Raw genomic sequence first — 19660 nt, 5'->3', positions numbered from 1 at the left:
ATTTCAACAGATCGGGAACGCCTGGCGCATCGCGGAACCGCTTCACCGTGTACTGCGGGCCAGCTCCAGTACGAGCTGGGGAACCTCGCCGGGAGAAGCGGTCGGAGGGTGGGGCAGCCGGGTGAGGTCATAGACGAAGGACAAGGAGACCGAGCGGATGAGCGCGTTGAGCAGAAGGCTCTGGAGAGACTGACCGGCCCTCAGCCAAGACTGCGGGCCGTCCGAGGCGGCGGTGAGGACCGCGGTCCGGGGGCCGCCGCTCTGCGGGAGCAGGTGGAGGGTGGTGCCCTCCAGCCTGGCCGCTTCGGTGAGTTCCTGGAGGACGGGTACGGGGGGGTGCTGGTCCCCGTAGGGGTGCCGCATGGGGAGGGGTTGAAGGCTCGCCGCGTAGAGAAGGCGCTCCTCCGGACGCGACCGGTGCGGGCCCGTCAGCCGGAGCGTGGCCAGGAGCGTCGGGTGACCGCGGTCGGGCAGGAGGCGCACGGCGGTCGCGCAGCCGACCTGTGCGGCGGACAGGCGGAGGTTGTAGAGGGCTGCGCCCGCGCTCAGGTGAAGGGCGCGGCCCCGGGGATCGGCCCCGGCGGGGATGCGCGACCTGTCGGCGTGGACCTCGACCGCGCCGGGGAGCGCGACGAGCCGGGCGCCCCGGATCTCGGGGAGCGCGGGGGCCAGCGCTCCGGCGACCACGAAACGGCTGGCGTTCCGCTCGTTGAGCGCGCCCGCGACGGCCGCCGACGACACCGCGACCCCTCTCCCCGCCGGACCGACGTCCGCACGGACCCGGATGACGGCACCACGCGGGTCCGGCCCGCGCCGAGGTCATCGCGATGTACTCGCCCTGTCCCCGGGCACCTGGTCCACGGGACGAGGCAGAAGGTACAGAATCGGATGTGTCGGGCGCCACCCTCCGCTGGTTTGACCCATCGGGCGGGGCTGCGTAAGCTCAGCGAGCCGATCCGGAAAAACCTGTGCGAGCCTTGCCGTTCGCGGGTTACTCTGGTCCGGTCGGCCCGTTTGCGGGGATGCAGGACGCCGAGAGGCGGCCGGCCCCGGTGGGACTCCACTCCAGTACGAAATCGCGAACTCTTCGTAGTTCGGGGTTGCTGCTGCGTGTGGGAAATGGGCTGAAGTGTGAAAACGGCGGAAAACGCGCCGGTTTGACACTCCGAAAGGACCTGCTAAATTAGAGACATCGCCGCAAGGGAAACGCCGAAAGGCGCGGAACGAACGGCGAGTCCGTTTCTTGAGAACTCAACAGCGTGCTAAAAGTCAGTGCCAAATTAGGCCAGGACTTCGGTTCTGGTCATCCTCGTCTGAGGATTTCTTTGAGGCAATCGACAAGGTCAGCCAAGACCTTGTTCTTGCCAGTTTCAACACCACAAGGTTTGGCTCCTGCTTCGGTGGGGGTCGTTTTGACCTTAATGGAGAGTTTGATCCTGGCTCAGGACGAACGCTGGCGGCGTGCTTAACACATGCAAGTCGAGCGGAAAGGCCCTTCGGGGTACTCGAGCGGCGAACGGGTGAGTAACACGTGAGCAACCTGCCCCCGACTCTGGGATAAGCCCGGGAAACTGGGTCTAATACCGGATACGACACCGATCGGCATCGGTTGGTGTGGAAAGTTTTTCGGTTGGGGATGGGCTCGCGGCCTATCAGCTTGTTGGTGGGGTAGTGGCCCACCAAGGCGACGACGGGTAGCCGGCCTGAGAGGGCGACCGGCCACACTGGGACTGAGACACGGCCCAGACTCCTACGGGAGGCAGCAGTGGGGAATATTGCACAATGGGGGAAACCCTGATGCAGCGACGCCGCGTGCGGGATGACGGCCTTCGGGTTGTAAACCGCTTTCAGCAGGGACGAATCAAGACGGTACCTGCAGAAGAAGCGCCGGCTAACTACGTGCCAGCAGCCGCGGTAATACGTAGGGCGCAAGCGTTGTCCGGAATTATTGGGCGTAAAGAGCTCGTAGGCGGCTTGTCGCGTCGGGTGTGAAAGCCCACGGCTTAACCGTGGGTCTGCATCCGATACGGGCAGGCTAGAGGCAGGTAGGGGAGAACGGAATTCCCGGTGTAGCGGTGAAATGCGCAGATATCGGGAGGAACACCGGTGGCGAAGGCGGTTCTCTGGGCCTGTACTGACGCTGAGGAGCGAAAGCGTGGGGAGCGAACAGGATTAGATACCCTGGTAGTCCACGCCGTAAACGTTGGGCGCTAGGTGTGGGGACCTTCCACGGTTTCCGCGCCGCAGCTAACGCATTAAGCGCCCCGCCTGGGGAGTACGGCCGCAAGGCTAAAACTCAAAGGAATTGACGGGGGCCCGCACAAGCGGCGGAGCATGTTGCTTAATTCGACGCAACGCGAAGAACCTTACCAAGGCTTGACATCGCCGGAAAACTCGCAGAGATGCGGGGTCCTTTTGGGCCGGTGACAGGTGGTGCATGGCTGTCGTCAGCTCGTGTCGTGAGATGTTGGGTTAAGTCCCGCAACGAGCGCAACCCTCGTTCCATGTTGCCAGCACGTAATGGTGGGGACTCATGGGAGACTGCCGGGGTCAACTCGGAGGAAGGTGGGGATGACGTCAAGTCATCATGCCCCTTATGTCTTGGGCTGCAAACATGCTACAATGGCCGGTACAGAGGGCTGCGATACCGCAAGGTGGAGCGAATCCCTTAAAGCCGGTCTCAGTTCGGATTGGGGTCTGCAACTCGACCCCATGAAGTCGGAGTCGCTAGTAATCGCAGATCAGCAACGCTGCGGTGAATACGTTCCCGGGCCTTGTACACACCGCCCGTCACGTCACGAAAGTCAGCAACACCCGAAGCCCGTGGCCCAACCCGCAAGGGAGGGAGCGGTCGAAGGTGGGGCCGGCGATTGGGACGAAGTCGTAACAAGGTAGCCGTACCGGAAGGTGCGGCTGGATCACCTCCTTTCTAAGGAGCACGAGCTCAAACAGACCGGGCCACAAGGTCCGGCAGATAGAGCTGCTCGTTAGTTCGTGGAGCACTGACTATTCGGTCGACCCCGGTCGCCGCATCGCAAGTACTCCCCTTCGGGGAGTGGAACGGGATGTCTCTGGGGGTCGAGGTCGATCGAGCACGCTGTTGGGTCCTGAAGAAACGGGCGACCGTGTCTTCGGATACCGCGGGCCGGGCCGCGAGCCCCCATTTTGTGGGGGTTTCTCAACGTCTGGCGCCGTCTGTTTTTTGAGAACTGCACAGTGGACGCGAGCATCTTAAGCAATTAAGAGCCTGAAATATCTGTTGCCGGACCCGTTGGGGTTCGGCGTCTGCAGAGTTTTTCAGTTCACATCTATGTCTTGGTATGGGCCAATTGTGTTTGGTCAAGTTTTTAAGGGCATACGGTGGATGTCTTGGCATCAGGAGCCGATGAAGGACGTGGGAGCCTGCGATATGCCTCGGGGAGTCGGCAACCAGACTTTGATCCGGGGATTTCCGAATGGGGAAACCTGGCACCTTTCATGGGGTGTCGCCGCCTGCTGAATGTATAGGCAGGTTGGTGGGAACGCGGGGAAGTGAAACATCTCAGTACCCGCAGGAAGAGAAAACAATAGTGATTCCGTGAGTAGTGGTGAGCGAAAGCGGAAGAGCCTAAACCGATCGTGTGTGATAGCCGGCGGGCGTTGCACGGTCGGGGTTGTGGGACCATCCCGTTGCCTCCGCTGGGGTAGCAAAGAGTTACAAAATCTCGTGGTAGTCGAACGGCATGGGAAGGCCGACCGTAGACGGTGAGAGTCCGGTAGACGAAATTGCGAGGTCTCTTGGGTGTGTTCCCGAGTAGCACGGAGCCCGTGAAATTCCGTGTGAATCTGCCACGACCACGTGGTAAGGCTGAATACTCCCTGATGACCGATAGCGGACAAGTACCGTGAGGGAAAGATGAAAAGTGCCCCGGTGAGGGGTCGTGAAATAGTACCTGAAACCGTGTGCCTACAAGCCGTCAGAGCGTCTCCAGTGGCTTTTGCTGCTGTCCGTGATGGCGTGCCTTTTGAAGAATGAGCCTGCGAGTTATGGTGTGTGGCGAGGTTAACCCGTGTGGGGGAGCCGTAGCGAAAGCGAGTCTGAATAGGGCGAACTTTAGTCGCATGCTGTAGACCCGAAGCGGAGTGATCTAGCCATGGGCAGGTTGAAGCGCCGGTAAGACGGTGTGGAGGACCGAACCCACCAGGGTTGAAAACCTGGGGGATGACCTGTGGTTAGGGGTGAAAGGCCAATCAAACTCCGTGATAGCTGGTTCTCCCCGAAATGCATTTAGGTGCAGCGTCGTATGTTTCTCGCCGGAGGTAGAGCTACTGGATGGCCGATGGGCCCTACAAGGTTACTGACGTCAGCCAAACTCCGAATGCCGGTGAGTGAGAGTACGGCAGTGAGACTGCGGGCGATAAGGTTCGTAGTCGAGAGGGAAACAGCCCAGATCATCGACTAAGGCCCCTAAGCGTGTGCTAAGTGGGAAAGGATGTGGAGTTGCGATGACAACCAGGAGGTTGGCTTAGAAGCAGCCACCCTTGAAAGAGTGCGTAATAGCTCACTGGTCAAGTGATTCCGCGCCGACAATGTAGCGGGGCTCAAGCACACCGCCGAAGTCGTGGCAATCAGTCTTATGGCTGGTTGGGTAGGGGAGCGTCGTGCAGCCGGTGAAGCCGCAGCGTGAGCTAGTGGTGGAGGCTGTACGAGTGAGAATGCAGGCATGAGTAGCGAATGAGCAGTGAGAAACTGCTCCGCCGGATGACCAAGGGTTCCTGGGGCAGGCTAATCCGCCCAGGGTAAGTCGGGACCTAAGGTGAGGCCGACAGGCGTAATCGATGGACAACGGGTTGATATTCCCGTACCCGCTGGTACGCGCCAACGCTGAACCAGTTGATGCTAACCACGCAAGCCGCCCAGCGGATCCTTCGGGTGAAGTTGGTGTCGGGGAGTCTGGGATCCGATTCTGTAGTAGGTGAGCGATGGGGTGACGCAGGAGGGTAGCTCAGCCCGGGCGATGGTTGTCCCGGGGTAAGGATGTAGGGCGAGGGATAGGCAAATCCGTCTCTCATGTGCCTGAGATCTGATGCCGAGCCGTTTTAGGCGAAGTGAGTGATCCCATGCTGCCGAGAAAAGCCTCTAGTGAGTGTACCGGCGGCCCGTACCCCAAACCGACTCAGGTGGTCAGGTAGAGAATACCAAGGCGATCGGGTGAACTGTGGTTAAGGAACTCGGCAAATTGCCCCCGTAACTTTGGGAGAAGGGGGGCCTTGAATGGTGATGGGACTTGCTCCTTGAGCTGTTCGGGGTCGCAGATACCAGGGGGAAGCGACTGTTTACTAAAAACACAGGTCCGTGCGAAGTCGTAAGACGCTGTATACGGACTGACGCCTGCCCGGTGCCGGAACGTTAAGAGGACCGGTTAGACCCGTGAGGGTCGAAGCTGAGAATCTAAGCGCCGGTAAACGGCGGTGGTAACTATAACCATCCTAAGGTAGCGAAATTCCTTGTCGGGTAAGTTCCGACCTGCACGAATGGCGTAACGACTTCCCCGCTGTCTCAACCACAGGCCCGGCGAAATTGCACTACGAGTAAAGATGCTCGTTACGCGCAGCAGGACGGAAAGACCCCGGGACCTTCACTATAGCTTGGCATTGGTGTTTGGAATGGCTTGTGTAGGATAGGTGGGAGACTGTGAAGTCCGGACGCTAGTTCGGGTGGAGTCATTGGTGAAATACCACTCTGGTTGTTTCGAATGTCTAACCCGCGCCCCTTATCGGGGTGGGGGACAGTGCCTGGTGGGTAGTTTAACTGGGGCGGTTGCCTCCCAAAGAGTAACGGAGGCGCCCAAAGGTTCCCTCAGCCTGGTTGGTAATCAGGTGGCGAGTGCAAGGGCACAAGGGAGCTTGACTGTGAGACCGACGGGTCGAGCAGGAGCGAAAGCTGGGCCTAGTGATCCGGCACCTACGTGTGGAAGTGGTGTCGCTCAACGGCTAAAAGGTACCCCGGGGATAACAGGCTGATCTTCCCCAAGAGTCCATATCGACGGGATGGTTTGGCACCTCGATGTCGGCTCGTCGCATCCTGGGGCTGGAGTAGGTCCCAAGGGTTGGGCTGTTCGCCCATTAAAGCGGCACGCGAGCTGGGTTTAGAACGTCGCGAGACAGTTCGGTCCCTATCCGCTGCGCGCGTAGGAGTCTTGCGAGGATCTGTCCCTAGTACGAGAGGACCGGGACGGACGGACCTCTGGTGTGCCAGTTGTTCTGCCAAGGGCACGGCTGGTTGGCTACGTTCGGAAGGGATAACCGCTGAAAGCATCTAAGCGGGAAACCTGCCTCTAGATGAGGACTCCCTCCACCTTACGGTGGGTAAGGCCCCCAACAGACTATTGGGTTGATAGGCCGGAGATGGAAGCACTGCAAGGTGTGGAGTCGACCGGTACTAATAGGCCGAGTGACTTGCCTACAACACATCCATGCTGCAAGACGTAACATGTGTGCTCGCGTCCCTGTGCGGTTCCCGGAAAACAGCCGGCCGAACCGCAACACAAATAAGAGAATACTTTCGCTGACCGTTTGTGTCCGCGAGCTGAGGCTTGCGGCGGTTATGGCGGAGGGGAAACACCCGGTCCCATCTCGAACCCGGAAGTTAAGCCCTCCAGCGCCGATGGTACTGCACGGGAGACTGTGTGGGAGAGTAGGACACCGCCGCAATTGTTGTGAGGAAAGGCCCCGAACCACAGGTTCGGGGCCTTTCCGCATTTCATCGCCGATCGGATCGGTGCGCCATGCGCTCGCGGCGCTGCCGGGTGAGTCCGGCGTCGAGCCCGAGCGCCCTTTCCAGGGGGTCTCCCTCATTCGGGGGAGGCGGTCATCGGTCGGCCGCACGACCGGTGAGGCCGGTGGGTCAGGCCTTCATGAGAAGTTCGTCGGTGGCCAGGCGGATCAGGCGGTCGCCGTCGATGTCGTGGCCCAGGCCGGGTTGGGCCAGGGGGACGGCGACGACGCCGCCGGTGGAGCGCAGTGGCGGGGTGAGGTATTCGGGGCCGCCGACGAATTCGGTGATGTCACTGGGGAGGGAGCAGCCGGGGAGGCTGGCCAGGGCGACCGAGGCCGCCTTTCCGATGCCGAAGACGCCGGAGCCGCCGCACCAGATGTCCCAGCCGGAGGCGTAGGCGAGGTCGTGGGCGGCGCGGGCGGCGGTGAGGCCGCCGAGGGTGCCCACCCGGAGGCTCAGGGCGCGCCCGGCGTCCAGGTCGATGGCGGCCTGGAGCGCGGCGAGGTCGGTGATGTCGGGGGCGACCGCGGCGCGGACGGCGCGTTGCAGCCGGGCGTGCGGCGCCAGGTCGGCGAAGGGGCGTTCGATGGCGACGAGGTCGTAGCCGTCGAGTGCCTCGAGCGCGTCGAGGTGTTCGGGGGAGTCGGTGTAGGAGCGGTTGCCGTCGACCTGGAGGGCGAGGGCGGGATAGGCCTCGCGGACGGTGCGCAGAGGCTCGATGTCCCAGCCGGGCTTGACCTCGAGGGTGATCCGGCTGAATCCGCCGCCGATGTACCGGTTGACGAGGGTCGGCAGGATGTCCGGTGTCGCCTGGAGGGGGATGCGGGCGCCGGTGACGACCGAGGTGCGGGTGCCGCCGAGCGCGTGCGCGACGGGCACACGGTGGAGGCGCCCCCACAGGTCCCAGGCGGCGATCTCGGTGGCGGCGGTGGCACGGGGCCCGCCTAGCGCTCGGAGGCCGCCGAGGTCTTCGGGGTGGTCCCAGTCGAGGCGCAGGAGCGCCGGGCCGATGCGTTCGCGCAGGTCGGCCCAGGTCTCGTCGTCGAGGAGGGCGCATTCGCCCCAGCCGACGGTCCCGTCGTCGGCGGTGAGCCGGACGAGGACGCTCTCAGGGCGCCGCCCGCGGTGCAGGGCGACGCGAAAGGCCCGGAATTCCCGGATCGACGGCACAGGTCACCCCTCTCGACGGCGTTGTCTTCCCGCCCATGATCTCATGCCGACCCCCGCCCCTCGTGAACCAAGCAAGTGCTTGGTAAGCTGCCCGGCATGACGGTTCCCCAGTACCCGGCCCCGCGTGGCCTGCTCGAAGGCAAGGTCGTCGTCATCACCGCAGCAGCGGGCGCGGGGATCGGCGGCGCGACGGCCCGCCGGTGCCTGGAGGAAGGCGCCCGCGTGGTCGTGTCCGACGCGCACGAGCGGCGCCTCGTCCAGTCCGCCGAGGAGCTCGCCAAGGAGTTCGGCGCCGACCGCGTCAGCGCGATCCCCTGCGACGTGACGTCCGAGGACAAGGTCCAGGCGCTCTACGCGCACGCGGTGGAGGTCTTCGGCCGGATCGACGTGGCGGTGAACAACGCGGGCCTCGGCGGCACCGACGCGCTGGTCGACATGCCCGACGAGCGCTGGGACCGGGTCCTGGACATCACCTTGAACGGCACCATGCGATGCACCCGGGCGGCGCTGCGCCGGATGCGGGACCAGGGCCACGGCGGCGTGATCGTCAACAACGCGTCGGTGATCGGCTGGCGGGCGCAGAAGGGCCAGAGCCACTACGCCGCGGCCAAGGCGGGCGTGATGGCCCTGACGCGCTGCGCCGCCCTGGAGGCCGCCGAGTTCGGTGTCCGGATCAACGCGGTCGCGCCGTCACTGGCGATGCATCCGCATCTTGTGAAGGTGACGAGCGAGGAACTGCTCGCAGAACTCACCTCCCGCGAGGCTTTCGGCAGGTATGCCGAGCCGTGGGAGGTCGCGAACGTGATCCTTTTCCTGGCCGGCGAGTACTCGTCCTACATGACGGGCGAGGTCGTCGCGGTCAGCAGCCAGCACCCCTGAGGGCCCCCGAGCGAGGAGAAACAGCAATGGCAGAGGCCTATATCGTCGACGCGGTCCGCAGCCCCGTCGGACGGCGCAACGGCGGGCTCGCGGAGGTCCATCCGGCCGACCTCGGCGCGCACGCGATCAGCGCGCTGATCCAGCGTACGGGCATCGACCCGGCGGCCGTGGACGACGTGGTGTTCGGCTGCGTCGACACCGTCGGGCCGCAGGCCGGCGACATCGCCCGGACCGCCTGGCTGGCCGCGGGCATGCCCGAGGAGGTCCCGGGGACGACGGTGGACCGCCAGTGCGGGTCGTCCCAGCAGGCGGTGCACTTCGCGGCCCAGGGCGTCCTGTCGGGCACCCAGGACCTCGTGGTGGCGGGCGGCGTGCAGAACATGTCGAAGATCCCGATCGCGTACGCGATGACCGCGGGCGTCGCGCTGGGCTTCGCCGGGCCGTTCGCCGGGTCGGTGGGCTGGGAGGCGCGCTACGGCGGCCAGGAGGTGTCGCAGTTCCGGGGCGCTGAGATGATCGCCGAGCAGTGGGGCATCACCCGGGAGGCCATGGAGGAGTTCGCGTACTCTTCCCACCAGCGCGCGATCCGGGCGATCGACGAGGGCAGGTTCGCGAAGGAGATCGCGCCGCTCGCAGGGGTCGAGCACGACGAGGGGCCGCGCCGCGACAGCACGCTGGAGAAGATGCGCGGGCTGAAGACCCTCGTCGAGGGCGGGCGGCTCACCGCGGCGCTGGCCTCGCAGATCTCCGACGGGTCGGCGGCCCTCCTCATCGCCTCCGAGCAGGCGGTCCGCGACCACGGGCTGACCCCGCGGGCGCGCATCCACCACCTGAGCGTGCGCGGTGAGGACCCGGTGCGGATGCTGAGCGCGCCGATCCCCGCGACGTTCCACGCGCTGAAGAAGTCCGGCATGTCCATGGACCAGATCGACGCGGTGGAGATCAACGAGGCGTTCGCGTCGGTCGTCCTGGCGTGGCTGAAGGACACCGGCTACGACCCGGCGAAGACCAACCCGAACGGCGGCGCGATCTCCCTCGGCCACCCCCTCGGCGCGACCGGGGCGCGGCTGATGACGTCGCTGCTCGGCGAGCTGGAGCGGACCGGTGGAAGGTACGGCCTCCAGACGATGTGCGAAGGCGGCGGCCAGGCCAACGTGACGATCATCGAGCGCCTCTGAACCGGGCGCCTCTGAGTCTTCGCTTCCGGTAGCCGCCGTCCTCCAGCCCTGCGAGCCGTTCGAAGGGGTTGTAGGACGCCCAGTCGCCGCACAGGGCGAACGACGCCATGACGCACGCCAGGTAGGGGAGGAGCATCACGACGCCCAGGCACCACGAGTACTGGGTGGCGTGCCTCCCCTCATGGGCGAGGAGCCTCGGCCTGCCTTCCAGCAGGCGGAGGTCGCGGAACACTATGACGTTGCCGAGGGTGAAGGCGGGGGCGACGGGCAAGGGAAGCCGGTAGCCGTCGGCGAGAAGCAGCCCGTCGGGGCCGCGCCGTACGACGCCGTGCCCTCCGGCGCGCGCGAGCAGGAGGCCCAGGGGCGTCGACAGGTTCACGATGTTGACGACCTGCCTCAGCCGGTACTTCGCGCGCATGCTCTCAGTGTCCGCGGGCGGGGCGCCGGGCGTCCACCATCAGGACGGGCATGTGGCGTCGAGGGAGGTCGCGGCTCCGTCGGCGGGTGAAGGCGCGGCGCCTCCAGAGGAGGCGTCGTCCACGTTCGCCTTCCGCGCCGCCGCGCTCCCCTCGGCGGTGCCGTGCAGGGCGTCGGCCGCCTTGCGCGACGGCGAGGCGAGCGCCTGGGCCGAGAGCCGCTGGATGAGGGCCCAGTCGGGCGCGGAGGTGTCGATCAGCGGGGGCGTGAACTGGAGGCTGGTGATCTTCCCGCCGTCCTTGACCCGGCCCGCGAGCTTGAGCAGCGAAGGCAGCATCTTCTGCGGGACGTCGGTCGCGATCGTGTGCCGGGCCGCCACCGCGAGCTGCTCGAACCGGGTGAGCACGCGGCCCGGGTCGGCCTGGCGGGCGATGGCCCGGAGGAGGCACTTCTGCCGGGCCATCCGCACGTAGTCGCTGCTGAAGGTGCGCGACCGCCCGTACCAGAGGGCCTCGGTGCCCGACAGGCGCCGGTATCCGGCGGCGAGGCGGCCCTCGTCGTACTTGCCGAAGGTGATGTCCTCGGGGATGCGCAGCCACACCCCGCCCATGGCGTCGACGAGCTGGGCGAAGCCCTTCATGTCGGCGAGGACGTAGTAGTCGACGGGAAGGCCGAGGACTCCGGCGACGGTCTGCTTGATCAGCGCCGGGCCGCGCTTGCCGTCGGGGACTCCCGGGACCATCTCCGGGTGTTCTTCCGCGTACTGGTAGACCTCGTTCAGGAGGCCGGGGGTAAGGGCTCCGTCGCCGGCGAAGCCATCGGGGAACCGCTGGCGGGCCGGGCCCTGGGGCATCGGCACGTGTTCAAGGTTGCGCGGCAGCCCTAGCAGGACGGTGTCGCCGGTGCGGGTGTCGACGCTGGCGAGCGTGACGCTGTCGGTGCGCACACCGAACCTGTTGCGGCCGGAGTCCCCGCCGAGCAGGAGGACGTTGAGCCGCTTCTTCCCGGCGAGGACGCGTCCGTCGCCCTTGTCGGCGTGCCCGCCGAAGATCGCCGTCAGGGTGTCGCGGGCGACCAGGGTGTTGTGCGCGGCGAACGCGAACGGCGCGGCGATCACCAGGCACAGGCCGGTGACGGCGCCGACGGCCAGGATCCGGGACGGGGCGCCGAGGCCCTCCGGACGGACGAGCCGCCACGACACCGCGATCACCAGGGTCCAGCAGACCGCCAGGACCAGGCAGCCGATCATCATGAGGGTCAGCCAGTCGGGCTGCACCGCGAGTTCGGCGACATGCCCTCGCCAGCGGGTCGCGCACAGGCCGATGCCCATGAAGACCACCGTGTAGGCGGTCGCGAGGACGCCGCCGGTGAAGCGGCGGCCTGTCGCCAGATGGGCGACCCCCCACAGCAGGGCCGAAGCGAGGGTGAGCGCGAACGCCCTGACCAACTGCCTGCCCTGCCCATGCCGCATGGACCCTCCCCCGATCTCGGCCCCATGGAATCTGAGGGAAGGTGTGCCCGTGATTCGCGCCCGCATCGCGGTCAGGAGCAGGTCCTGCCCAAATCATGGACGGCGCTGACCCGCCCGCGACCGTCGGCGGCGAGGGTCCGCGCCGCGGTCCGCCGGATCAGGCCGTAGTCGGGCGCGCCCGGCCGGACGAGCGGCGGCTTGAACTGGACGCTGACGACGGGGGCCTTCCGGACGCGTCCCGCGAGGTCCAGGAGACCCGGCAGGAGGCCGCGCGGTAGATCGGTGTGGACGGACTCCCGGAACGCCCTGGCGAGCCGCTGGAAGCCGCGCAGGACCTTCAGGGGAGTGGCCTGGCGGGACAGCTCCCACAGCAGGCACTTCTGCCGGTCCATCCTGGCGTAGTCGCTGCTGCCGGTGCGCGAGCGCCCGTACCACAGGGCCTCCCGGCCGTTCAGCTTCGCGCAGCCCGCGGGGATGACGCCCGCGGCGATCTGCTCGCGAGGCACCGGGACGGCTTTCGGGGCGCAGACGCGCAGCCCGCCCAGCGCGTCGATGATGCGGCGGAAGCTGCGCATGTCGATGAGCGCGTAGTGGTGGATCGGCAGGCTGAGCACGTGGGAGACGGTCCGCTTGAGCAGTTCGGCGCCGGGCCGCTCGGCGCCCGCCGGGATCCGGTGCCGCTCGCCGAACTCGTAGACGGCGTTGAGGAGCTGCTCGCGCGGAAAGGGGATCTCGCGGGAGCCGTCCCAGACCGGGACGTGCTGGAGGTTGCGGGGAAGGCTCAGCAGCACGGTGGAGCCGTCGCGGGCGTCGATGCTGGCGACGGTCACGCTGTCGGTGCGGACGCCGGTGCGGCCCACGTCGGCGTCTCCGCCGAGCAGGAGGACGTTGAGACGGTCGGGGCCGGTCCAGCGCGCGTCCTCGGCTTCGGGGGCGCCATCGCCGGTGGCGCCATCGCCGGGGGAACTCGAGAAGACCCCGTTGATCAGGTCGCGCTGGACGTCGCCGTAGTGGGCGAGCGCGAGGGGAGGGGCGGCGACGAGCGCGCACAGCAGCCCGACGGCCACCGCGCCCACGAACCGCACGCCCGCCGAAGGGGCCATCGGCCGGACCGCCGCGTAGGAGGCGATGACGAGGCCGGTCCAGGCCATCGCGACGAGGACCGACCCGCAGATGACCGCGGTGAGCCATCCGGGGCTGACCGCCACCTCGGCGGGCGAGGGCGCGGCCACCGCCAGGACGAGCAGCACGGCCGAGGTGGCCGACACCCAGCCGACGAGCAGCAGCCGCCCGGTCCGCACCCGGCCCGCCCGCAGGTGGGCGAGACCGGGCACGAGCGCCGAGACCGCCGTCGCCAGCAGCGCGGCGCCGAGGCCCGACGCGCCGAGCGGCCGCCGGGCCGCGCGGAAGGTGGGGGCGGCGCCGAGCAGGTGGTTCTCCATGGCCGAACATGATCACAGCACCGCGTTCCATGATCACGTAGCCGGACCGTCGGATGGCGCGCCCATCACCGTGCCGTCACCAGCTCGTGGAAAGCGGCATCCCCTCGGCGTACCCCGCGGCGCCCTGGACGCCGACGACGGACTTGTCGTGGAACTCCTCGATCGTGGAGGCCCCGGCGTAGGTGAACGCGCTGCGCACGCCCGCCACGATCACGTCGATGAGGTCCTCCACGCCGGGCCGCCTCGGGTCGAGGTACATCTTGGACGTGGAGATGCCCTCCTCGAACAGTGCCTTCCTGGCCCGTTCGAAGGGGGTGTCCTCAGCGGTGCGCAGGCGGACCGCCCTTGCCGAGGCCATCCCGAAGCTCTCCTTGTAGAGCCTGCCGTCGGCGTCCCTCTGCATGTCGCCGGGGGACTCGTAGGTGCCGGCGAACCATGAGCCGACCATGACGTTGGAGGCGCCCGCCGCGAGGGCGAGGGCGACGTCCCGGGGGTGGCGGACGCCGCCGTCGGCCCAGATGTGCCGGCCGAGCCGCCGCGCCTCGGCCGCGCACTCCAGGACCGCCGAGAACTGCGGCCGTCCGACCCCGGTCATCATCCGGGTCGTGCACATCGCGCCGGGCCCGACCCCGACCTTGACGATGTCGGCCCCCGCCGCGACGAGGTCGCGCACCCCCTCCGCGGTGACCACGTTGCCGGCGACCAGGGGGACCGAGGGCCCGAGCGCCCGGACCGCCTCGAGCGCGGAGATCATCTTCTCCTGGTGGCCGTGCGCGGTGTCCACGACGAGCACATCGGCTCCCGCGTCGAGGAGCGACTTCGCCTTCCCGGCCACATCACCGTTGACGCCTACGGCGGCCCCGACGCGAAGGCTGCCTTCGGCGTCGACCGCCGGGCTGTACAGGGTGGCGCGCAGGGCGCCCTTGCGGGTGAGGACGCCTACGAGCAGCCCCTGCGGGTCGACCACGGGGGCGATCCTGTGGCCGCGCGTGTGGAGGACCTCGAAGGCCTCCTGCGCGAGCACGGTGTCCGGGAGCGTCACCAGGTCGCGGGACATCACGTCGCGGAGCTGGGCGAACCTGTCGACGCCCTGGCAGTCGGCCTCGGTGACGATCCCGAGCGGCCTTCCGTCCTCCTCGACGATCACCGCGTTGTGCGCGCGTTTCGGCAGAAGGCTGAGCGCCTGTCCGACGGTGTCGCCGGGGCCGAGCCGGATCGGGGTGTCGAAGACCAGCGAGCGCTTTTTGACCCAGGAGATGACATCCGCCACCACGTCCGCCGGGATGTCCTGGGGGATCACCGCCAGACCGCCCCTGCGTGCCATGGTCTCGGCCATCCGGCGGCCGGAAACGGCGGTCATGTTCGCCACGACCAGCGGAATCGTGGTCCCGGTCCCGTCCGAGACCGTCAGATCGACGCCCAGGCGCGATCCGACCGCCGATCTCGACGGGACCATGAAGACGTCGTTGTAGGTGAGCTCGTGAGCGATGCGCTCAGCGTTGAGCAGCCGCAAGATGGCGCCAATCGTCCGGGGAACAACTCCGCTCCGCTTCCTACCCACCGTCGCAACGGTGAAATTCCCCCGGTGCCTCTTGACATCCTTTGTTAGATCATTGAAGTTTTCTCACAGGGCCTTGGCGGGGAGGAGAACGAACCTATGCAGGTCAGGCTCCTGGGCCCCGTGGAGCTACGCGACGGGGAGCGCGGCGCCGTGCCGGTCGGTCCCCGGGCGCGGGCCGTGCTGGCGGCGCTCGCGCTGGAGGCGGGGCGGCCGGTGAGCGTCGCGCGGCTGGTCTGCGCGGTGTGGCCGGGCGATCCTCCGGCGACCTCCACGACCCAGATCCACGGCTGCGTCTCGGCCCTGCGCCGCGCGCTGGGCCCGGACCGCGGCCTGCTCGTCACCCGTCCGCCCGGCTATCTGCTGCGACTCGACGCCGAGGCAGTGGACGCGCTCGGATTCGGCGCCCGGGTCCGCGAGGCGCGCGCCGCCGACCGGGCCGGCGACGCCGAGCGGGCCGCGCGGCTGCTGACCGAGGCGCTGGGCGGATGGTCGGGTCCGGCCCTCGCGGGCGTGCCCGGCCTGCACGCCGAGGCGGCGCTGCTGGAGGAGCAGCGGCTGCTCGCGCTGGAGGAGCGGATCCGCGTCGATCTGGCGCGCGGGGCCGCGGCCGACCTGGTGCCGGAGCTGACGGGGCTGTGCGCCGGGCATCCGCTGCGCGAGCGGTTCCACGCGCAGCTCATGGTGGCGCTGGCGCGATCGGGCCGCCGCCCGGAGGCGCTCGAGGTCTACGGGAAGGCCCGCCGCGTCCTCGTCGCCGAGCTGGGCCTGGAGCCGGGTCCCGAGCTGCGCCGCACCCACCTCAACGTGCTCACCGGGCCGCCGTCGGCCGAGACCACGCTGCCGCACGACCCCGCCGACTTCACCGGCAGGGAGACCGAGCTGGCGCGCGTTCTGACGGCGCTGGGCGGGCCCGGGGCGCGCGCGGCGCTGCCGATCGTCGCGGTGAGCGGCAGGCCGGGCGCGGGCGCCACGGCGCTCGCGGTGCGCGCCGCCTACCGGATGCGCGCCCGGTTCCCCGACGGACGCCTGTACGTCGACCTGCACTTCACCGCGGACCCCGCCGAGGTCCTGGGCAGGCTGCTGCGCATGCTCGGCGTGGACTCCCCGCCCGCGGGCCTGGCCGAGCGCGCCGAGCTGTACCGGGCGCGCACCCACGGGCGGCGGCTGCTGATCGTCCTCAACGACGCGGGCGGCGAAGGCCAGGTGCTGCCGCTGCTTCCGGGCGGCGAGGGCCCCGCGGTCCTGGTGGCCGGCCGGGCGAGGCTGAGCGCGCTGCCCGGCGCCGTCCACGTCGAACTCGCCCCGCTGCCCGTGGCCGACGCGCTGCTGCTGCTCGCGCGGATCGCCGGCACCGAGCGGGTGGCCGCGGAACCAGGCGCCGCGGCCCGGATCGTCGACCTGTGCGACCGGCTGCCGCTCGCGGTGCGCGCGGCGGCCGCGCGGCTGGCGGGCAAGCCGCACTGGCGGCTCGCCGACCTCGTGCGGCGGCTGAGCGACGAGGACGGCAGGCTCGCCGAACTGGCGCACGGCGACCTCGACGTGCGGCCGGGTCTGGCCGCCACGCACGCGGGTCTCTCCGCGCCGGCCCGGCGGGCCTTCGCCAGGCTCGGCGACGGATCGTTCGACCGGGAAAGCCCGGGGAACCGGGACGGTCGGGATCACCGGGACAGCCGGGAGAACAAGGACGCCCTCGAGGAACTGGTGGACGCGCGGCTGCTGGAGGCGGTGCCCGGTCCGTCCGGTCATGTCGGCTTCCGGCCTCCGGGTCTCGTCCGTTGCTTCGCCCGAGGGCTCACCTTGCGGCCAGAAGTGGGAAACGCCACCGAGGAATGGGGCTGATCACCGGTGCTGTTCCGACGTGCGAGGCCGGTCCTCGGCCGTTCTTTCGGACATCGAAGGGGGCCGCACCGCCGGTTCCTGTGCGGTGGAACGGGGCAAACACGAGCAAGATCAAAATTTCCCACTTCCGGCTGGAAAATGTAAGGATCTTGCGAACCCCATTCGACAGGAGGACTCCCCTTGCTGGACGCAGTGGACTCCGTGCTGGTCCGCGAACTCCAGCGGGACGGCCGGGCGACGTTCCAGGCTCTCGCGGATCGCGTCGGGCTCTCCCGCACGGCGGTCAGAGCCCGGGTGCAGAGCCTTCTCGAACACGGCGTCGTCCGTGTCGTAGGCATCGTGCACGCCCGGGTCATCGGGGCCAGCGCAGTCGGTCATCTCGCCGTCACCAGCGCAGGCCCCGCCCGTGAGACGGCGCGCGAAGTGGCCAAACATCCCGCGGTCTGCTTCACGGGCCTCACCACCGGAGAGCGGTCGGTCCTCGCCGAGGCGCGGGCCCGCGACGACGTCGCGCTCGCCGACGCCGTCGACGAGATCAGACAGCTCCCCGGCGTGGCGGCCGTGGAGGTGTTCCGCTCGGCAGAGGTCGTCAAGGACGCCCACTCGGTCGTGCGAAGACTCGGCGACGTCGCGCTCGACGACATCGACTGGCGCCTCCTCCAGGAGCTGCAGCGCGACGGCCGCGCCCCCTACACCCGGCTCGCCGGGATCATCGGACTGTCCCAGGCGGCCACCAGAGCGCGTGTGGTCCGCCTGATGCGCTCGGGGGTGATCCAGGTGACGGGCCTGGCCGATCCGGCCGCCCTGGGCAGCCAGGAGCTCGCCGCGTTCGGCGTCGTGGTCGGCGGGTCGGTGCGGCGCGCGGCCAAGGAGATCGGCGCGCTCGACGGGGTGCGGTACCTGTCGGCGGGTTTCGGCAGGTTCGATCTCATGGGCCGGGCCGAGGCCGGCTCGGCCGTCGGACTCGTCGACGTCCTCGACGCGGTGCGGGCCATCGGGCACGTCCGCGAGCTGGACTCCTGGCAGGTGCTGGAGATCGTCAAGGAGTCGTACGCGGCGGAACTGCCGGACCGCGCGTGAATCGTTGGCGTAACTAGTTACAACCGGTGGCTTTCCGTCATGTTCGAGAACGGCGGGCCCCGGTGCCATACCGTCAAGGGCATGAATCTGCGGCAGCTGCGCTACGTCGTGGCCACCGCCGACCACGGCACCATGACGTCGGCGGCACAGGCGCTTTACGTCGCTCAACCAGCTCTCTCCCGGGCCGTGCGGGAGCTGGAGCGTGAACTGGGGATCGAGCTGTTCGCCAGATCGGGACGGGGGGTGGTGCTGACCGCCGCGGGGGAGCAGGTGGTGCGCCAGGCGCGCATCGCGCTGGAGGCGGTCGACGCCATCGAGGCGGTGACGCGCGGGCAGGGCCGGGGGTCGGAGCTGCGCATCGCCGCGACGCCCACGCTGGAACCGGAGCTGACCGCCCGGCTCCTGCCGAGGTTCGCCCGCGACCAGCCCGCGGTGAAGGTGCGGGTGGTCCGCTGCGACGGGCGCGAGGCGGTCGGCGCGGCGGTGCGGTCCGGGCAGGCCGACCTCGCCGTCACCGACCTGCCGGTGCCGGGCGATCTCGCGGCCCACCCGTTCGACCAGCGCGAGGTGGTCCTCATCTCGCCGCCCGCGCTGAAGCTGCGCGACCCGGTGTCACCCGCGGCGATGGAGGGCCTGCGCCTGATCGTGCCGACCCGCGGCACCGCGAGACGGGCCGAGCTGGACGCGATGCTCGGCGCGATCGGCGCGAACGTCGTCGTCGCGGTGGAGTCCGACGAGCGCAGCGCCTGGCCCGGCTGGGTGCGCGCGGGGCGGGGCTCCCTGCTGTGGTACCGCAACCAGGTCGAGGACACCGAGGGCCTCGTGGTGCGCTCCCTCATGCCTCCCGTGACCCGCACCATCGGCCTGGTCCACGCCCACCGCCCCCTCCCTCAGGTGGCGCGGGAGTTCCTGGCCTACGCCAAGGAGCACGGGAGCTAGGGGCGCGGGGCGAGCCCCAGCGCGACCACATGGTCCAGGGCCTGGCGGGCCCCGGCCACGTCGTGGACGCGGAACATGCGGGCGCCGAGGTGGGCGGAGACGCCGAGGACGGCCATCGTGCCCACCCCGCGCTTGTCCACGGGGCGGCCGAGGGCCTCGCCGATGAAGTCCTTGTTCGACACCGCGACCAGAACCGGCCACCCGGTGGCCACCATCTCGTTGAGGCGGCGGCTGATCTCCAGGGACTGGCGGGTGTTCTTGCCGAAGTCGTGGGCGGGGTCGATGAGGATGCCGTCGGGCCGCACGCCGAGTCCGACGGCACGCTCCGCCTCGGCGGTCACATGGGCGATCACGTCGGCGACCACGTCGTCGTAGGCGACCCGGTGGGGCCGGGTGCGGGGCTGCTGGCGGCCCGCGTGCGCGCAGACCAGGCCGAGGCCGTGCTCGGCGGCGACGGCGGCGAGCTCGGGGTCGGGGCCGCCCCAGGTGTCGTTGAGCAGATCGGCGCCCGCGCGCGCGACGGCGTCGCCGACCTCGGCCCGCCAGGTGTCCACGCTGATCACGACCGACGGGTGCCGCTCCCGGACCGCCGCGACGGTGTCGACGACCCTGCGCAGCTCCTCCTTGACGTCCACCTCGTCGCCCGGACCCGCCTTGACACCGCCGATGTCGATCACCTCGGCCCCGTCGGCGACCGCCCGGTCCACCGCGGCCATGGCCGCGTCGAAGCCGAAGGTGGCGCCCTTGTCGAAGAACGAGTCGGGCGTGCGGTTCACCACGGCCATGACCGTGGGGCCGTCCAGTGTCCGTCCGCCCAGCCGCAGTGTCACCGTGCTCCCCTTCCCCCGGCTGATCTGTGCGATCTCCCGGCGAGCCATCCTAGGTTCCGCCGTGCCTGGGGTGGGCCAGGGGCGAATCGGATTCGGT

12 protein-coding genes and 3 rRNA genes are annotated in these 19660 nt (G+C 68.6%); 8 read left to right on the top strand and 7 right to left on the bottom strand.

Going from position 1 to position 19660, the window contains the following annotated elements:
• Window positions 1-42 precede the first annotated feature (42 nt).
• Window positions 43-741 (bottom strand): nitroreductase family protein, encoded by a 699-nt coding sequence (locus EDD29_RS30795; protein WP_123667802.1) that lies wholly within the window; start codon window positions 739-741, stop codon window positions 43-45.
• Between the two features lie 677 nt (window positions 742-1418).
• Here EDD29_RS30795 and EDD29_RS30790 point away from each other — a divergent pair.
• From EDD29_RS30790 to rrf, 3 genes are all read left to right on the top strand, one after another.
• A 16S ribosomal RNA gene (locus EDD29_RS30790) occupies window positions 1419-2929 on the top strand.
• A 408-nt stretch (window positions 2930-3337) separates the two neighbouring features.
• Window positions 3338-6446, top strand: a 23S ribosomal RNA gene (locus EDD29_RS30785).
• Between the two features lie 130 nt (window positions 6447-6576).
• A 5S ribosomal RNA gene (gene rrf / locus EDD29_RS30780) occupies window positions 6577-6693 on the top strand.
• Together the 16S, 23S and 5S rRNA genes form the textbook arrangement of a ribosomal RNA operon.
• 193 nt (window positions 6694-6886) lie before the next feature.
• On the opposite strand, the gene EDD29_RS30775 is transcribed toward rrf, so the two are convergent.
• A complete protein-coding gene (locus EDD29_RS30775; RefSeq protein WP_123667801.1) occupies window positions 6887-7927 on the bottom strand; it encodes an enolase C-terminal domain-like protein in 1041 nt (346 codons plus the stop codon).
• Between the two features lie 96 nt (window positions 7928-8023).
• On the opposite strand from EDD29_RS30775, the gene EDD29_RS30770 reads away from it, so the two are divergent.
• Entirely contained in the window at window positions 8024-8806 is a 783-nt protein-coding gene (locus tag EDD29_RS30770; RefSeq protein WP_123667800.1) for an SDR family oxidoreductase, read from the top strand.
• A 26-nt stretch (window positions 8807-8832) separates the two neighbouring features.
• Window positions 8833-9984 carry an acetyl-CoA C-acetyltransferase gene (locus EDD29_RS30765; RefSeq protein ID WP_123667799.1) on the top strand — a complete coding sequence of 384 codons (1152 nt, stop codon included), beginning with the start codon at window positions 8833-8835 and terminating at the stop codon, window positions 9982-9984.
• On the opposite strand, the gene EDD29_RS30760 is transcribed toward EDD29_RS30765, so the two are convergent.
• The 4 genes from EDD29_RS30760 to EDD29_RS30745 form a co-directional block, all read right to left on the bottom strand.
• Window positions 9968-10402, bottom strand: a complete 435-nt coding sequence (locus EDD29_RS30760; RefSeq protein ID WP_123667798.1) for an eCIS core domain-containing protein — start codon at window positions 10400-10402, stop codon at window positions 9968-9970. The two genes, EDD29_RS30765 and EDD29_RS30760, sit on opposite strands and share 17 nt — an antisense overlap.
• Window positions 10403-10441: 39 nt before the next feature.
• Entirely contained in the window at window positions 10442-11872 is a 1431-nt protein-coding gene (locus EDD29_RS30755) for an LCP family protein (RefSeq protein WP_170201652.1), read from the bottom strand.
• 71 nt (window positions 11873-11943) lie between these two features.
• Window positions 11944-13314 (bottom strand): LCP family protein, encoded by a 1371-nt coding sequence (locus EDD29_RS30750; protein ID WP_123667796.1) that lies wholly within the window; start codon window positions 13312-13314, stop codon window positions 11944-11946.
• 76 nt (window positions 13315-13390) lie between these two features.
• Window positions 13391-14827: a GuaB1 family IMP dehydrogenase-related protein gene (locus EDD29_RS30745; RefSeq protein WP_123667795.1), complete on the bottom strand. Its 1437-nt coding sequence runs from the start codon at window positions 14825-14827 to the stop codon at window positions 13391-13393.
• Window positions 14828-14971: 144 nt separating this feature from the next.
• Between EDD29_RS30745 and EDD29_RS30740 the strand changes: the two genes are divergently transcribed.
• From EDD29_RS30740 to EDD29_RS30730, 3 genes are all read left to right on the top strand, one after another.
• On the top strand, window positions 14972-16714 hold the full coding sequence (locus EDD29_RS30740) for an AfsR/SARP family transcriptional regulator (protein ID WP_123667794.1): 1743 nt from the start codon (window positions 14972-14974) through the stop codon (window positions 16712-16714).
• A 180-nt stretch (window positions 16715-16894) separates the two neighbouring features.
• The gene (locus tag EDD29_RS30735; protein ID WP_123667793.1) at window positions 16895-17794 is read left to right on the top strand and encodes an Lrp/AsnC family transcriptional regulator; all 900 of its coding nucleotides are present in this window, start codon (window positions 16895-16897) and stop codon (window positions 17792-17794) included.
• A gap of 81 nt (window positions 17795-17875) precedes the next feature.
• On the top strand, window positions 17876-18733 hold the full coding sequence (locus EDD29_RS30730) for a LysR family transcriptional regulator (RefSeq protein ID WP_123670781.1): 858 nt from the start codon (window positions 17876-17878) through the stop codon (window positions 18731-18733).
• Here EDD29_RS30730 and folP read toward each other — a convergent pair.
• On the bottom strand, window positions 18730-19518 hold the full coding sequence (gene folP / locus EDD29_RS30725; protein ID WP_246053475.1) for a dihydropteroate synthase: 789 nt from the start codon (window positions 19516-19518) through the stop codon (window positions 18730-18732). The two genes, EDD29_RS30730 and folP, sit on opposite strands and share 4 nt — an antisense overlap.
• Window positions 19519-19660: the final 142 nt, after the last annotated feature.

It is taken from the genome of Actinocorallia herbida (assembly GCF_003751225.1).
In the GTDB taxonomy this organism is placed as follows: domain Bacteria; phylum Actinomycetota; class Actinomycetes; order Streptosporangiales; family Streptosporangiaceae; genus Actinocorallia; species Actinocorallia herbida.
The sequence above is the reverse complement of the archived record's forward strand: the minus strand, read 5'-3'. Positions and strand labels throughout refer to the sequence as shown.

What these genes read in the sequence shown, in the direction of transcription:
- EDD29_RS30770 (WP_123667800.1), top strand. Translation starts at nt 8,024, where the DNA reads ATGACGGTTCCCCAGTACCCGGCCCCGCGTGGCCTGCTCGAAGGCAAG.
- EDD29_RS30765 (WP_123667799.1), top strand. Translation starts at nt 8,833, where the DNA reads ATGGCAGAGGCCTATATCGTCGACGCGGTCCGCAGCCCCGTCGGACGG.
- EDD29_RS30760 (WP_123667798.1), bottom strand. Translation starts at nt 10,402, where the DNA reads ATGCGCGCGAAGTACCGGCTGAGGCAGGTCGTCAACATCGTGAACCTG.
- EDD29_RS30755 (WP_170201652.1), bottom strand. Translation starts at nt 11,872, where the DNA reads ATGCGGCATGGGCAGGGCAGGCAGTTGGTCAGGGCGTTCGCGCTCACC.
- EDD29_RS30750 (WP_123667796.1), bottom strand. Translation starts at nt 13,314, where the DNA reads ATGGAGAACCACCTGCTCGGCGCCGCCCCCACCTTCCGCGCGGCCCGG.
- EDD29_RS30740 (WP_123667794.1), top strand. Translation starts at nt 14,972, where the DNA reads ATGCAGGTCAGGCTCCTGGGCCCCGTGGAGCTACGCGACGGGGAGCGC.
- EDD29_RS30730 (WP_123670781.1), top strand. Translation starts at nt 17,876, where the DNA reads ATGAATCTGCGGCAGCTGCGCTACGTCGTGGCCACCGCCGACCACGGC.
- folP (WP_246053475.1), bottom strand. Translation starts at nt 19,518, where the DNA reads ATGGCCGTGGTGAACCGCACGCCCGACTCGTTCTTCGACAAGGGCGCC.